Source organism: Candidatus Merdisoma sp. JLR.KK011 (assembly GCF_036941125.1).
Taxonomy (GTDB): domain Bacteria; phylum Bacillota; class Clostridia; order Lachnospirales; family Lachnospiraceae; genus Laedolimicola.
Window position 1 is genome coordinate 1,925,045 of the sequence record NZ_JAYWSZ010000004.1, and the last position, 15,355, is coordinate 1,940,399.

The 15,355-nt window shown below is 48.4% G+C and carries 10 protein-coding genes; 6 read left to right on the top strand and 4 right to left on the bottom strand.

The genetic code is table 11. The features are described 5' to 3' along the window. Positions 1-3: 3 nt before the first annotated feature. Entirely contained in the window at positions 4-885 is an 882-nt protein-coding gene (locus VV089_RS23115) for a LysR family transcriptional regulator (RefSeq protein ID WP_172544534.1), read from the bottom strand. A gap of 38 nt (positions 886-923) precedes the next feature. Then, a complete protein-coding gene (locus tag VV089_RS23120; RefSeq protein WP_172544535.1) occupies positions 924-3,179 on the bottom strand; it encodes a hypothetical protein in 2,256 nt (751 codons plus the stop codon). 235 nt (positions 3,180-3,414) lie between these two features. Here VV089_RS23120 and VV089_RS23125 point away from each other — a divergent pair, with 235 nt between their 5' ends. The 4 genes from VV089_RS23125 (at position 3,415) to VV089_RS23140 (ending at position 11,401) form a co-directional block, all read left to right on the top strand. Continuing rightward, positions 3,415-7,164, top strand: a complete 3,750-nt coding sequence (locus VV089_RS23125) for a phosphoribosylformylglycinamidine synthase (RefSeq protein WP_334337561.1) — start codon at positions 3,415-3,417, stop codon at positions 7,162-7,164. 115 nt (positions 7,165-7,279) lie between these two features. Next, positions 7,280-7,600, top strand: coding sequence for a DUF1540 domain-containing protein (locus tag VV089_RS23130; protein WP_172544537.1), 321 nt, complete (start codon positions 7,280-7,282; stop codon positions 7,598-7,600). Between the two features lie 231 nt (positions 7,601-7,831). Next, complete coding sequence (locus VV089_RS23135) at positions 7,832-9,532, top strand: AAA family ATPase (protein ID WP_334337562.1); 1,701 nt, start codon at positions 7,832-7,834, stop codon at positions 9,530-9,532. 147 nt (positions 9,533-9,679) lie between these two features. After that, positions 9,680-11,401: an AAA family ATPase gene (locus VV089_RS23140; protein WP_334337563.1), complete on the top strand. Its 1,722-nt coding sequence runs from the start codon at positions 9,680-9,682 to the stop codon at positions 11,399-11,401. A gap of 103 nt (positions 11,402-11,504) precedes the next feature. Here the strand turns inward: VV089_RS23140 and VV089_RS23145 are convergent, their stop codons facing one another. Both VV089_RS23145 and VV089_RS23150 read right to left on the bottom strand, forming a co-directional pair. Then, positions 11,505-12,794: an HlyC/CorC family transporter gene (locus VV089_RS23145; protein WP_172544540.1), complete on the bottom strand. Its 1,290-nt coding sequence runs from the start codon at positions 12,792-12,794 to the stop codon at positions 11,505-11,507. Positions 12,795-12,976: 182 nt separating this feature from the next. Beyond that, complete coding sequence (locus VV089_RS23150) at positions 12,977-13,351, bottom strand: TIGR04086 family membrane protein (protein ID WP_172544541.1); 375 nt, start codon at positions 13,349-13,351, stop codon at positions 12,977-12,979. Positions 13,352-13,694: 343 nt separating this feature from the next. On the opposite strand from VV089_RS23150, the gene scfA reads away from it, so the two are divergent. After that, complete coding sequence (gene scfA, locus VV089_RS23155; RefSeq protein ID WP_160565146.1) at positions 13,695-13,838, top strand: six-cysteine ranthipeptide SCIFF; 144 nt, start codon at positions 13,695-13,697, stop codon at positions 13,836-13,838. Positions 13,839-13,971: 133 nt separating this feature from the next. Continuing rightward, positions 13,972-15,342, top strand: a complete 1,371-nt coding sequence (gene scfB, locus VV089_RS23160) for a thioether cross-link-forming SCIFF peptide maturase (protein WP_172544542.1) — start codon at positions 13,972-13,974, stop codon at positions 15,340-15,342. Positions 15,343-15,355 lie beyond the last annotated feature (13 nt).

The following is a 15,355-nucleotide window of genomic DNA, read 5'->3' on the forward strand; positions in this document are numbered from 1 at the left end:
AAGTCATTGTGTGAACAGGGATATGAATTCCATGGCTGCGTGGCTTAAAGGCAGGTTTTCATTTTTGATCAGCACAATCTGCCTCCCAGGGAGCGTTTCCATAAGAGTCAGTGGAAAGAGATCCGAGGAAGCGCTTTTCTGGCAGTAGTCAGGCACAAATGCGATGCCCAGGCCGATAGCGGCCATATCCAGAAGGAGATCGTTGCTGCTCAATTCGATTTCCGGAACGAGATCCAGCTGATGCTGTTGGAAAAGATTGTGGAGAAATTCGCTGGTGGTGCTTTTCCGTGTGAGCATAAGAATAGGGTAATTCAGAAGCTCTCGGAAAGAAAGCTTCTGATGTTCCAGCGGAAAATAGCTGCGGTTGGCGAGAAAGACGTCCTGGAAATCCAGGACTTTTTTTAGATGGCCGGAGTGCTCCAGACGTGAGTTCGGGTAATTGGCAAAGATCAGATCCACCTGCCCGTTTTCCAGCAGATCTACACAGCCGATGGAGGTCTGGTTGGTGACTTTGATGTGGACGCTGGGAAATGCTTTGTGAAACCGGCTTAAGTAAGGAACCAGCACATAGCGGCAGATGGTATCGCTGGCGCCGATGCGAAGCTGTCCCCCTCCCAGAGAATGGGTTTCCATGATTTGGTTTTCCCCTCTCTTGATAAGGTGGATGGCAGGTTCAATATGACGCAGAAGAATCTCCCCCTCCGGGGTAAGCTGGACGCGCTTGGTACTCCGGATAAAGAGATTCTGGTGCAGCTTTTTTTCCAGTACCTTGATGGACTGGCTTACGGCAGACTGGGAGATGAAGAGCTGTTTGGAGGCTTCGGAGAAGCTTAAGGATGTGGCTACATGGTAAAAAACTTTATACAATTCGTAATTAATGTCCATAAAAAATCCTTTCTTGAATCCGAAGCCTCCAAACAGTTTTATGCAGGCTGTCTGCGGCTTCTGCTGCGCCGGAATATAAAGGCGGAGAGCAGAAGAAGCAGTGTCACCAGAGATATGAGGTCTCCGACACGATAGAAACCGGGGAGCTCAAAGTGGATCGTAATTGTATCTTCTAAAGCATCCGGCAGCTGGATGCGCAGACGCATGGTTTCTCCCTGGCTGGTCTCAAGACGGTTACCGGCACTGTCATAGGCCTGGTAGTAGGGATAATAGTTTAAGGGAGCATCTACATAGGCATCTGATGCACCGGAATCCATATGATAGGTGAAGGAAGCGTTCGTGCCGTCTCTCTGACAGTCCGTAAGAGTAATGTTGGGAGAGGCAAGGAAAGCTGTCTCACGCTCCATGATCCGGCGCAGACTGAAGTATTCTTTTTTACCATTGAACAGATACTGGATATCTGTATCACTGGTGTGATCCATCTGATTGCGCCAGTCTACAAATATCTCGGCTTCTCGGGAAAAAGCGCCGAGATAATTTCCGCTTGTATATACGCACAAAACCCCACAGAGAATAAACAGCAGTTTTGTAGAATCCCGAGAGGTAAAAAAGCTGTGGATGCCTACGGCCGAGGCAAGACACAGAAACAGGGTGGCAAGAGGGAGGAACCGGAAAGAGAACTGGATATTTCCAATCTTCTCTAGGGGACCTATGCGCTGTATGGCTTCCCATGGGAAATAAGAGGAGGATGCATACAGACACAGAATCCCCATCAAAAGACCGTAAGCGCCAACCTTAAAATGGTAATTTTTATGCTTTTTCTGCAAATAAGAGAATAAAAACAGCAAGGAGCCTATAAGTAGAACAAGACCGATGGAATAAGGCATTTCCCCGGCTATAGATCCGCGCCCAAGGGCTTCGCCGGTCGTACTGGAAGCAGAAGGGTCAAAAAGCTGCATAACATAGGGAGCGTAGCCGGCAAGGTTGCGGACATCCTGAGAAGCAAACAGAGGAAACCGCATATGATCCAAAAGGGGCAGAATGAACCACAGGTTCAGAAGCAGCGTAAAGACTGCGCCCAGGCATATATGAATCAGACGCTTCCTGTCCTTTAGCTGTCGGATATTGAAAATTCCGAAGAGAAGGGAGAAGCCTACAGCCAGCTCAGTCGTGACGAGATGAGACTGGACCAGGGCAGTAAAGGACAGAACAGCTGTCAGCCATTTGCGCGAATCCCCAAGAAAGAGCTGATACATGCCAAGAAGCAGAAGAGGAAGAAACAGGGTGGCAAAGAGCTCCCCCACAGCAGCTCTGGTGTAGAGGTTGATAAGCCTGTACATAGACAGCGTATAGAGAAGGGCGGCAGTGAGCCCGAGCCTTCTGGAACGGAACAGCCGGGAAAAGGAATAGTAAGAGACTCCGGCAGTTGCAAAATTGATGCAGATCAGTAACAGCTTATAACAGCCAATGGGCGACATTCCGATTACACCCATTAGGGCAAAAGGATATAGGAAAAATTCAGAATAAAAGATCGGAGCTATATAGGTAAAGCTCTGATACATTTCCGGATGAATTCGTATGGGGAAGGCATTTCCGTTGGCAATTGCCGCCGACAGACTGGATAATCTTCCATAGTGGAAGTACAGGTCATGTCCCTTTAAAATCCAGGTAAAGCATAAGGGAAGACAAGACCACATTGCGGCAAAGGCAAGAAGGATCAGAGTCTCAGGGCGTACTTTCCTGCGCATCCGATAGATGAAAAGCAGGGAAGAGGCCAAAAGCAGCAGACCTGCATAGATATAGGGATCCCGATACAGGCCGCCCTGGGATAAAAGGTAAATGGAAAAGAAATCGGTGGCGCTTTGGGTATGGATACGGAATTGGATACACTGAGAATAATCCTCAATTGTTAAGGAAAGGCGAAGCTGCTCCTCACCGGCGGGAAGAGATGCTGAGGCAAGGGTTTTGCCGGAAGTGTTGTCAGGATTGAGATGGATAGGATCCACTATCTCTACCACAGTTCCGTCGGCCTGTGAGCACAAATTGAAAACAACCTCATAGGTTCCTTTTTTAAAATAATAATTATTACTGGAAAGAGTCACAGAACCGGTCTCCCCAGGAACTGCAATGTGATCGGGCTCTATGATTACAAGGTCTTCGTCCTCCTCCGAAATATTGATTTCATCCTGCAGAAATATGCGTTCTGTGTAATCCTGAAAAGGCATGGCCAGAATAACCAGAAAAAGTACAAGGGTGATGAGAAGCTGCCCTTTATATTGACGAATAAGTTCCATTATGATTTCTCCTTGTAAAATAGTTTATCGTTGTATGCGAAAAAGTTGTTTATGGCGCACACCTCTTTTTTATGGATTATAGCACAAATATTTTTGGTTTGCTATTAGATAAAATAATAAATAAAATTAAATTTATTAATTACACTTATTACAGATTTTATGATATGATGGATCATAACAAAGAAACGGGAGATCCGGATACCCGGGCACAGCAGAATCAAACAGGAGGTCGCATATGGGCAGTGTAAGAAGAATTTTTGTGGAAAAAAAGCCGGCTTTTGCGGTAAAGGCAAAGGAGCTTAAGGAAGAAATTAAAAGCTATCTGGGAATTGACGGGGTATCAGAGGTGCGTGTGCTGATACGCTATGACGTGGAGAATATCTCTGACGAGGTATTTGCGGCGGCCTGCAGGACTGTGTTTTCTGAGCCTCCCGTGGACATGCTCTACGAGGAAGCCTTTGAGACGGCGGAAAACTCCCATGTGTTCAGTGTGGAATACCTTCCGGGGCAGTTTGACCAGAGAGCGGACTCAGCAGTACAGTGCGTGAAGTTTTTAAAGGAGGATGAAGAGCCGGAGATCCGGACGGCTGTAACCTACGTGATAACAGGCTCTGTTTCTGATGAGGAATTTGCTTCCATTAAGAGCTTTTGCATCAATCCAGTGGATTCCAGAGAGACGAATATGATGAAACCGGAGACTTTGATCACGGAATTCCAGGAACCGGCAGACGTGAAGATTCTGGAGGGCTTCTGCCAGATGGAGGAGGAAGCTTTCCGGGAGCTGTACCAGTCTTTTAACCTTGCCATGACCTTTAAGGACTTTCTTCATATTCAGAAGTATTTCCGGGAGGAGGAGAAGCGTGAGCCTTCTATGACGGAGATCCGCGTGCTGGATACCTACTGGTCGGATCACTGCCGCCATACCACCTTTTCCACAGAGCTTAAGGATGTAACCTTCGGCGAGGGCTATTACCGGAAGCCTCTGGAGGATACATACCGGCAGTACCTTGCAGATCGGGCAGAGATATTCAAGGGCCGTGAGGATAAGTTTGTGTGTCTGATGGATCTGGCTCTTATGGCCATGCGGAAGCTGAAGGCAGAAGGGAAGCTGGAGGATCAGGAGGAGTCGGAGGAGATCAACGCCTGCTCCATCGTGGTGCCGGTGGAGGTAGACGGAGAAACCCAGGAGTGGCTGGTGAACTTTAAAAATGAGACGCACAACCATCCCACGGAGATTGAGCCCTTCGGCGGTGCGGCTACCTGCCTGGGCGGAGCCATCCGGGATCCTTTGTCGGGACGCACCTATGTGTACCAGGCCATGCGCGTGACGGGAGCGGCGGATCCCACTGTCTCCGTAAAGGATACCTTGAAGGGCAAGCTTCCCCAGAAGAAGCTGGTGAGGGGCGCGGCCAGCGGCTACAGCTCTTACGGCAACCAGATTGGCCTTGCCACAGGCTATGTGAAGGAGATTTACCATCCGGATTATGTTGCAAAGCGCATGGAGATAGGGGCGGTAATGGGCGCAGCGCCCCGGAAGGATGTGATTCGCGAGACTTCCGATCCGGGAGATCTGATTGTGCTTCTGGGCGGCCGGACGGGACGTGACGGCTGCGGCGGCGCAACTGGTTCCTCCAAGGTTCATACAGAGGCCTCCATCGAGACCTGCGGCGCCGAGGTGCAGAAAGGAAATGCGCCCACAGAGCGGAAGCTCCAGAGGCTGTTCCGCCGCCCGGAGGTGACACGTCTGATAAAGAAGTGCAACGATTTCGGCGCCGGCGGCGTGTCTGTAGCCATCGGAGAGCTGGCAGCCGGGCTTCGGGTGAACCTGGATCTGGTGCCTAAGAAATACGCCGGCCTTGACGGGACGGAAATCGCCATATCCGAGTCCCAGGAGCGTATGGCAGTTGTGGTGGATAAGAAGGATGAGGAAGCATTTCTTGCTTTTGCAAAGGAGGAAAACCTGGAGGCCGTCACGGTTGCCCATGTGACAGAGGAGCCCCGGCTGGTTCTGCTTTGGAGAGGAAAGGAGATTGTAAATATTTCCAGAGCCTTTCTGGACACCAACGGCGCCCACCAGGAGACTGCTGTGGCCGTAGATCTGCCAGAGGAGGGACAGAAGTATTTTGTAAGAAATGAAATAGAGGACGTGAGGGCGAAATGGCTTGATACGCTCAAGGATCTGAATGTCTGCTCCCAGAAGGGCCTGGTGGAGATGTTCGATGGCTCCATCGGCGCCGGCAGCGTACTCATGCCCTACGGCGGAAAATATCAGCTCACCGAGACACAGGCCATGGTGGCCAAGCTTCCCGTTTTAAAGGGAAAGACGGATACGGTGACGATGATGAGCTATGGCTTTGATCCCTACTTGTCCAGCTGGAGCCCTTATCACGGGGCTGTGTATGCGGTGATTGAGTCCGTGGCAAGAATTGTGGCTTCCGGCGGCGACTATGAGAAGATTCGTTTTACCTTTCAGGAGTACTTCCGGCGGATGACGGAGGATCCGCATCGCTGGAGCCAGCCTTTCGCCGCTCTTTTGGGAGCCTACAGTGCGCAGCTTGGCTTCGGCCTGCCTTCCATCGGCGGAAAGGACAGTATGTCCGGTTCCTTCAATGAGATTGATGTTCCGCCTACCCTGGTTTCCTTTGCTGTGGACATTGCCAGCCATAAGCATATCATTACGCCGGAGCTTAAGAAGGCTGGGAATAAGCTGGTGCTCATTTCCATAGACAGAGACGCTTATGATCTGCCGGATTATGAGCAGATTAAGGATTTGTACGGGAAGTTCTTCCAGGATGTGAAGGAAGGTAGGATTATTTCCGCCTATGCCCTGGACGGCAAGGGCCTGGCGGCGGCTGTGAGCAAGATGGCCTTTGGAAATAAGCTCGGTGTGAAGATTGAGCACAATGTGGATAAGAGAGACCTGTTTACCCCAGGCTTCGGAAATATCCTTGCGGAGGTTCCGGAGGGCAGAGTGGGCCAGCTGGCAGTGACCTACACGGTAGTGGGCGAGGTGACGGAGAGCGGCTTTGCCTACAGTGATATGTACATTGGAACGGATGAGGCTTTGGACACTTGGACGGCTCCTCTGGAAAAGGTATTTCCTACCATTGCGGTTTCTGGAAAAGAGAAGGCGCAGGATTCTCTGTACCGGGCGGAGCAGGTGTATGTGTGCAGGCATAAGACGGCAAGGCCCAGGGTGTTTATTCCTGTATTTCCGGGAACAAACTGTGAGTATGACAGCGGCCGGGCCTTTGAGCGGGCCGGCGCGGAGGTGATTACCAGGGTGTTCCGCAATCTGACGCCGGAGGACATCCGGGAGTCGGTGGATATTTTTGAAAAGGCTATCAGCCAGGCCCAGATTATTATGTTCCCCGGCGGTTTTTCTGCCGGAGACGAGCCGGACGGATCAGCCAAGTTCTTTGCGACTGCCTTCCAGAATGAGAAAATAAAGGAGGCTGTGACGAAGCTTTTGAAGGAAAGGGACGGACTGGCCCTGGGTATCTGCAACGGTTTCCAGGCTTTGATTAAGCTGGGACTGGTGCCTCACGGGGAGATCGCGGGCCAGAGGGCGGATTCGCCTACCTTGACCTTTAATACGATTAACCGCCATGTGTCGAAGATGGTTTATACCCGGGTGGCTTCCAACAAGTCTCCCTGGCTTCAGCTTGCAGAGCTCGGAAAGACTTATGTAAATCCGGCTTCCCACGGCGAAGGGCGCTTTGTGGCGGATAAGGAGTGGATGGAGCGGCTCTTTGCAAACGGGCAGGTGGCTACCCAGTATGTGAACCTGGAGGGCGAGCCTACCATGGATGAGTACTGGAATGTGAATGGTTCCTATGGAGCTGTTGAGGGTATCACAAGCCCGGACGGACGGGTTCTGGGAAAGATGGCGCACTCGGAGCGGCGTGACGAGGCTGTGGCCGTGAATATTTACGGAGAGCAGGATATGAAGATCTTTGAATCCGGGGTGGCTTATTTTAAGTAAAATTTTCCAGTAATGGCATATCCGCTTTTTCTGCTGTCTGCAAAATGAAAGGTTATGGTATAAGCTTTGAAGAATTACGCATACTACTTCTATATTTTGATGGAGGTAGATGAACATGACAAGATTAGACTGTACCGTAACAAGCTGCATGTATAACAAAGAAAAGAGCTGCTGCAAGGATAACATTCAAGTAGAGGGCAATAACGCAAAGCATTCCAAAGACACCTGCTGCAGCAGCTTTAGGGAGAGAGGCGAGGGCAATTATCAGAGCTCCGTGGATTATCCCACAAAGGAGACAAGTGTTTCCTGCAAGGCAGAGGAATGTACCTTTAATGAGAATTGTGTCTGCCATGCAAAGCACATCGGAATTGCCGGCGGATCCGCCTGTGAGTGCAAGGAGACAGAGTGTGCGACTTTCCGCTGCAAGTGTGAGTAGGCAGCACGGAGAGTAACGTGTAACAGGCAATCCGTTTGGATTTATGATTGGTGTATAGAAAAAGGCTGTTTTCCTTTCAGATCGGAAGGGAGGCAGCCTTTTATATATGGCATTGTAATATAATCAAAAATTCGTTATACTAAAGAAAACAAAGTTCGGCAGTCTATATCAGAAATCCTTGTGCATATTTTTGATATAATTGTCTTGGAAGAAAAGAAAGAGGGGCGCTATATGGCAAGAACAATCAGCATTGGGTGTCAGAGCTTTGAGATTATTCGGACAGAAGGGTACTTTTATATTGATAAAACCATGTTTATCAAGGAATGGTGGGAAGGCGGCGACAGTGTGACGCTGATCAACCGTCCCAGGAGATTTGGAAAAACACTAACCATGAGCATGGTGGAGGAATTTTTTTCCGTAAGTTATGAAAAGAGCGACAAGCTCTTTGAAGGGCTTGCCATCTGGGAGTATGATAAATTTCGGAAGCTGCAGGGAACGTATCCGGTGATCAGTCTTTCATTTGCCAATGTGAAGGAACGAGATTATTCTTCCACAATACAGAGGATCAATCAGATTATTGTGGATTTGTATCACGATTATGGCTTTTTGAGGGAAAGCGACGCCCTGCTGCCGGAGGAGAAGGAGTATTTTTCCAGAATATCTGATGATATGCCGGAGGTTACGGCTACCATGGCCCTTCATCGGCTGGCAAAGCTTTTGTATAAACATTATAAGAAAAGAGTTATTATTCTCCTGGACGAATACGATACGCCCATGCAGGAGGCCTATGTAAATGGGTATTGGGAGAAGTTAACGTCTTTTACCAGGAGCATGTTCAATTCAACCTTTAAGACGAACCCCTACCTGGAACGGGCAATTATGACAGGGATTACCAGGGTGAGCAGGGAATCTATTTTTTCTGATTTAAATAACTTGAAGGTTGTAACAACTACTTCGGATGAATATGCAGATTGCTTTGGGTTTACAGAGAGAGAAGTTTTTGCGGCGCTGGATGAGTTTGAAATGGCGGACAGGAGGCAGGAAGTAAAAAGATGGTATGATGGTTTTACTTTTGGAAGCCAGACAGATATCTACAATCCATGGTCTATTCTGAATTATTTGGATACAAGAAGGGTTGGAACATATTGGGCCAACTCAAGCTCCAACAGCTTGGTAGGAAAACTGCTCCGTGAGGGGAGTGCGGATATTAAGAAAAAGTTTGAAGGACTGCTTTGCGGCGAGCATTTGTTAACGCCTCTGGATGAGCAGATTGTGTACGGGGAATTGGATTCTAACGAGACGGCCGTATGGAGCCTTTTACTTGCCAGCGGTTATCTCAAAGTACTTCGATGCGAAGAATATGAAGATGAAGCGTTCAGCGCAAAGCAGCCGAATTATGAGCTTGTCCTTACAAACCGTGAAGTGCTGCTGATGTTCCAGAATATGGTGAGGGCCTGGTTTCAAAAAGGCAGTTCGTATTACAATGATTTTATCAAAGCATTGCTGAAAAATGATCTGGATGCCATGAACGATTATATGAATCATGTGGCGCTTTCGACTTTCAGTTATTTTGACACAGGGGAAAGACCTTCCAGAACGGAGCCGGAGCGTTTTTATCATGGGTTTGTGCTGGGGCTGATGGTGGAGCTGGCCGATCGTTATGTACTGACCTCCAATCGGGAAAGCGGTTTTGGAAGATATGACGTGATGCTGGAACCAAGAGACCTTAAGGACGATGCGTTTATCCTGGAATTTAAAGTATTTCAGCCAAGAAAAGAAAAAGAACTGGCCGATACAGTGCAGGCGGCCCTTAGGCAGATAGAGGAAAAGAATTATGCTGCTATGCTTATTGAGAAAGGGGCTGCCAGGGAACGGATACGGAAATATGGATTTGGCTTTCGGGGGAGCGAGGTTTTGATTGAGGGAGGATGATAGGAGGGCGTATAGGGAATACCCTGGAATTGGGATGAATTAGGAAGAATTTTTTTGATCCCTTTGAACTTCCCCTGGCATCTGTTAAAATAAAAAGAATACAAGCCATATAACCATCAACGGATTCCCCAAGGGAGTGAAGCAATTATGAAAACAATTAAAAATCTACCCATCGGTATCGAACATTTTGAAGAGGTGCGCAGGGAAGACTTTTACTATGTGGATAAAACAGGGATGATAAAGGAGCTGTTAAGAGACAAAGCGAAGGTGAATCTGTTCACCAGACCCAGAAGATTCGGGAAATCCCTGAATATGAATATGCTTCAATATTTCTTTGAATATGGATGCGACAGCAGCCTCTTTGAAGGCCTGGCCATAGAAAAAGAAGAGAAGCTTTGCCAGGAGTACATGGGGAAATTCCCGGTGGTTTCAATTACCTTAAAGGGGGCAGGGGCCGGAAGCTACGAGACGGCCAGAGAGATGCTTGGCTCTATCATAGGAAATGAGGCGATGAGATTTCCGTTTTTAAAGGAGAGTACGCAGCTTTCTGATGAAGAAAAGAATAAATATATGCAATTGGTAAATGTAGATACAACCGGCCGTCAGGCATTTATTATGCCGGATGCAGTGCTTGAGGACAGCCTGCGGATTTTGTGCCGGCTGCTTCAGAAACACTATAGCCAGAAAGTCATTCTTTTAATTGACGAATATGATGTGCCCCTTGATAAGGCACAGCATTACGGCTATTATGATGAAATGCTGAATCTGATACGGGGACTGCTGGGACAGGCATTGAAGACGAATGACAGTCTTAAATTTGCCGTGCTGACCGGTTGTCTTCGGCTCGCAAAGGAAAGCATTTTTACGGGCTTGAACAATTTAAGGGTTCTGTCGATTACCAATGTGCAGTTTGATGAATATTTTGGCTTTACAGACAGGGAAGTCCGGGAACTGCTGGAGTTTTATGGATTAGAAGATAAGTATGGGGCAGTAAAAGAATGGTATGATGGATACCGGTTTGGAAATACGGATCTTTACTGCCCATGGGATGTGGTTAATTATGCGAGTCTTTTGTGTGCGGATCCGTCTGCCTCTCCGAAAGCCTTCTGGCTCAATACCAGTGGGAATGATGTGATCCGGATCTTTCTTCAGATGGCAAAAGGCGGCGTGAAACGGGAGATTGAAGAACTTATCAATGGCGGAACGGTTGCGAAAAAGGTGAATGAAGAATTAACCTACCGTGATTTATACAACAGCATTGAAAATCTCTGGAGCGTGCTCTTTACCACTGGCTATCTGACCAGACGGGGGGATGCGGCAGAGGAGACTTTTCATCTGGCAATTCCGAATTATGAGATCCGGAAGATTTTTGTGGAACAAGTAATGGAATGGTTCCAGGAGGAAGCCAGAAAAGATGAGCCCATGCTGGATGCATTTTGTAATGCATTTCCCAAAGGAGACGTAAAAACCATTGAGGAGCAGCTGAGTGCCTATCTTTGGAGAACAATCAGCATCCGTGATACCAGTGTGAGAAAAAACAGAAAGGAAAACTTTTATCATGGACTGCTGCTTGGGCTGCTGAGCCATAAGGAAGACTGGTACATTGTGTCCAATGCGGAATCAGGAGAGGGGTACAGTGATATTTTGATAGAGATAGAAGAAAAGCGTATCGGAATTGTCATAGAGGTGAAGTACCCGGATGAGAATAGTCTGGAAGCCGGATGCAGAGCCGCTCTTGAGCAGATAGAAAAAAAGAGTTATGAAGCCAGGCTCTGCCAGGATGGGATGACCCGGATTCTAAAATATGGAATTGCATGCAGAAAAAAAGACTGCAGAGTGCAGCTTGGTAAAGTGCAGGATGCAGAATAAGGATTTCTAATTTAATACTGTTTGCAGATAAAAGGCTTCTTGGATTTAAAAATGGCAGCAGGAAAATCTTCCCGCTGCCATTTTTTTATATCCGTCAAACAATTTAAGATTCTTCTTCCGCATCTTCCTCCGCCTCATCCTCCTGCGGCAGATAAATATGCACCTTATCAATCCGGTTCTTCTCCACCTCATCCACCACCAGCCGGATCCCGTTCTCCGTAGTCACGGATTCCCCGGCCTGGGGCAGCCGGTCCAGAAGCTCAATCACAATGCCTCCGATGGAATCGTAATCCTCCGAGGCAAGCTCCAGGCCTATCTGATCCTGCAGATCCTCAAGCTTGGAAGAGCCTTCCACAATATATTCATAATCGCTGATTTTCTGAATCAGCTCCGCTTCGGAGCCGTCGTACTCATCCCGGATTTCTCCTACAATCTCCTCCAGAAGATCCTCCAGGGTTACAAGCCCCACTGTTGCGCCGTATTCGTCCAGGACAATGGCAAGGCTGATGGAATTCTCGCGCATCTCCATCATCAGCTCCGAGGACTTTTTAAACTCGTGTGTAAAATAAGCCTCCCGGAGAATATGCCGCACATCAAAATGCTCCTTATCCTCGTAGAGAATCAGATCCTTCACATTCAGAATACCCAGAATATTGTCCCTATGCTCTTCATAGACGGGAAGCCTGGTAAATAAGTTCTCCCGGTATACCTCAATGGTTTCCCCGTAAGTAGCATTCACATTTAAAAAAGTCATATCCACCCTGGGAACCATAATATCCTTTGCCAGATGGTCATCCAGGTCAAACACATTGTTGATCATCTTGCGCTCTTCGCTCTCGATTGCGCCGTCCTGGTGGCTCACCTCCACAATGGTACGGATCTCATCTTCTGTATAAATATCGCTGCGCTTGTTCGGATCTACCCGGAGAAGCTTCAGCACGCCCATGGAAAAGGCATTGATAATGAAAATAAGAGGCGTGGCAATCTGCATCCAGCCATAGACCACACCGGCAAAGCCCAGGGACAGCTTTTCCGCTGAAAGCGTAGCGCAGGTTTTCGGTGTAATCTCTCCAAAAACCAGAACCAGGAAGGTCAAAATACCTGTGGCAATACCGGCTCCGGCGCTTCCGAAGGCTTTGGTGGCAATGACAGTACCGAGAGAGGAAAGGCTCATGTTGACGATGTTATTTCCTATCAAAATGGCGCTGAGCATCTTCGACGGTTCATCCAGAACCTTCTGAAGCCGCAGAGCACGCTTGTCTCCCTCTTCCACCAGGGTTAAGACTCTGATTTTGTTTACGGTAGTTAACGCAGTCTCCGCAGAAGAAAAAAATGCGGAAAGACCTAACAACAGCAGTAATACGGCCAATTGTATGGCGTCACTTGAATCCAAGAAAAGTTCACTCCTTTGTATGATGTGCCGGCTGTGAGCGGAGCAGAACCGGCTCCGATCCGCCCCGGCAGGGATAAAGTATCTTTTTTACTATACAATATTTTTGCTGGAAATGCAAGTACGGAGATCTTTTGCTGTTTTTGTCAAAAAGCCTTAAAACGCCTTTAAGAAGGCTGGAAGTCTTATGATACCATACCCCCCAGGGTTCCTCCGGCCGTACAGAGAATCAGTGTGGTGACGAAGTGAGAGGAGCCTCCTCCAAAGCTCTGGTTTACCGCAAGGGAAATTAAGGCAAGTATGGCAAAATAGAGAAGTCCGGCGGCAGCGCCCCAAAGGAACTTCCGGGCCTTCATCATTTTCCCCTCCAGAAAGCCGCCAAGAAAGCTTGAAATTACATATACAATGATGATTCCGATATTCACCTTTGGCTCTGAAAGCTGAAATTTGTACAGCAGAAGAGCCAGGAATAAAAGCAGGATTCCCGTGATAATATAAGCGCTCAAAAGAGATTTCAGCATCCGTATTGCCATGTTCTGATAAGATTTTCCTTTCTCCATTGTGTTCCTCCCCGGATCAAATCATAGGGAGCAGCCCCGTCAGCGGCAGTCCCTTGTTTAAAACAAATATATGTGGCAGTCCTCAAGGATAGAATCGGAAGCGTAGGAGAAAAATATGACAGTACGCAAAAAGCGGCTTCAGATATCCTGGGGATAGGAAGGAGAGGCCCAAATCCCATGAAAAAAACTCTTTTAAATTACAAAAGAGTGTGCTATACTGCTACCATGTATTATATAAAAAAGCAGCGTTTTGTTCGGTATACCCCACAGCCTGCTGCGCGGCATCTGACTGACTGCGTACTGAAGGGAATGCTGCAGAACTGAAAATAGGAGGGTGAAGAGGATGAAACATATTCAGACTTTGAACACACAGATTTTACAGAACACCGTGAAAAAGGGCGGCTGCGGCGAGTGCCAGACATCCTGCCAGTCTGCATGCAAGACTTCCTGCACGGTAGGCAACCAGACCTGTGAGAATCACAAATAAGAGACAGTGTAAGAAACAGGAAAGAGGGTGTCTCAAAAGCCCGGCGTAACAGGCAGGCTTTTGGGACATCCTTCTTGTGCGGGGGCTGTTTTATTTTGCGGCAGCCCCAACGCATTGAGAAAGGGGACAAAAGATGGTCCATTTATATAGAAATAACGGCTATCACATTGCGCTGGATGTAAACAGCGGAGCCGTTCATGTAGTAGACGAGCTGGCCTATGAGGCAATCGGCCTCTATGAAGCGGGCGGCCGGGAAGAGGCTGCGGCAAAGCTTCGGGATCGCTATGAGGAAGAGGAGATCCAGGAGGTTCTTGAGGATATCGAGGAATTGAAAAAACAGGGGACTCTGTTTACGGAGGACACCTATGAAGATAAAATCATAGATTTCAAAAAACGTTCCACCGTGGTGAAGGCGCTGTGCCTGCACATTGCCCATGACTGCAATCTGGCCTGCCGGTATTGCTTTGCAGAAGAAGGAGAGTACCACGGACGCCGGGCGCTGATGAGCTATGAGGTGGGAAAGCAGGCTTTGGACTTCCTGATTGCCAGTTCCGGAAGCCGCCGGAACCTGGAGGTGGATTTCTTCGGCGGCGAGCCGCTGATGAATTGGCAGGTGGTGAAGGATCTGGTGGCCTATGGCCGTGAGCAGGAGAAGCTTCACGACAAGAAGTTCCGCTTTACGCTGACCACCAACGGCGTGCTTTTGAATGACGAGGTAATGGAATTTGCCAACCGGGAAATGAGCAATGTGGTCTTAAGCATTGACGGCCGGCCGGCGGTTCACGATAAAATGCGCCCCTTCCGGAATGGAAAGGGAAGCTACGAGCTGGTGGTGCCCAAGTTTAAGAAGCTGGCAGAAAGCAGGAACCAGAACAATTACTACGTCCGGGGTACCTTTACCCGGAATAACCTGGATTTCTGCGAGGATGTACTTCATCTGGCAGACCTGGGCTTTAAGCAGATTTCCGTGGAGCCGGTGGTGGCGCCCCCCGAAGAACCTTACGCAATCCGCAAGGAGGACATCCCGGTTCTCTGTGAGCAGTATGACCGGCTGGCGGAAGAGATGGTCAGACGCCATGGGACAAAAAAGGATTTTCATTTTTTTCACTTTATGATTGATTTAACCGGCGGCCCCTGCGTGTACAAACGTCTGTCTGGCTGTGGTTCAGGCACCGAGTATCTGGCGGTAACTCCTTGGGGTGATCTCTATCCCTGCCATCAGTTTGTGGGAGAAGAGAAGTTCCTTATGGGAAATGTATTCGACGGAATTCAAAATACAGAGCTTCGGGACGAATTCAAGTGCTGCAATGTGTATGCAAAGGAAAAATGCAGAAACTGCTTTGCAAAGTTTTACTGCAGCGGCGGCTGTGCGGCCAACTCCTACAATTTCCACGGCTCCATCAACGATGCCTACGACATCGGGTGCGAGCTTCAGAGAAAGCGTGTGGAGTGTGCCGTTATGATCAAAGCGGCTACAGCAGGAATGCATGAAACAATGGGATGAAATTAAGAAGGAA

Bases quoted from the DNA above. Each gene is read 5' to 3' on its own strand.
- VV089_RS23115 (WP_172544534.1), bottom strand. From the start codon at position 885: ATGGACATTAATTACGAATTGTATAAAGTTTTTTACCATGTAGCCACA.
- VV089_RS23120 (WP_172544535.1), bottom strand. From the start codon at position 3,179: ATGGAACTTATTCGTCAATATAAAGGGCAGCTTCTCATCACCCTTGTA.
- VV089_RS23125 (WP_334337561.1), top strand. From the start codon at position 3,415: ATGGGCAGTGTAAGAAGAATTTTTGTGGAAAAAAAGCCGGCTTTTGCG.
- VV089_RS23130 (WP_172544537.1), top strand. From the start codon at position 7,280: ATGACAAGATTAGACTGTACCGTAACAAGCTGCATGTATAACAAAGAA.
- VV089_RS23135 (WP_334337562.1), top strand. From the start codon at position 7,832: ATGGCAAGAACAATCAGCATTGGGTGTCAGAGCTTTGAGATTATTCGG.
- VV089_RS23140 (WP_334337563.1), top strand. From the start codon at position 9,680: ATGAAAACAATTAAAAATCTACCCATCGGTATCGAACATTTTGAAGAG.
- VV089_RS23150 (WP_172544541.1), bottom strand. From the start codon at position 13,351: ATGGAGAAAGGAAAATCTTATCAGAACATGGCAATACGGATGCTGAAA.
- scfA (WP_160565146.1), top strand. From the start codon at position 13,695: ATGAAACATATTCAGACTTTGAACACACAGATTTTACAGAACACCGTG.
- scfB (WP_172544542.1), top strand. From the start codon at position 13,972: ATGGTCCATTTATATAGAAATAACGGCTATCACATTGCGCTGGATGTA.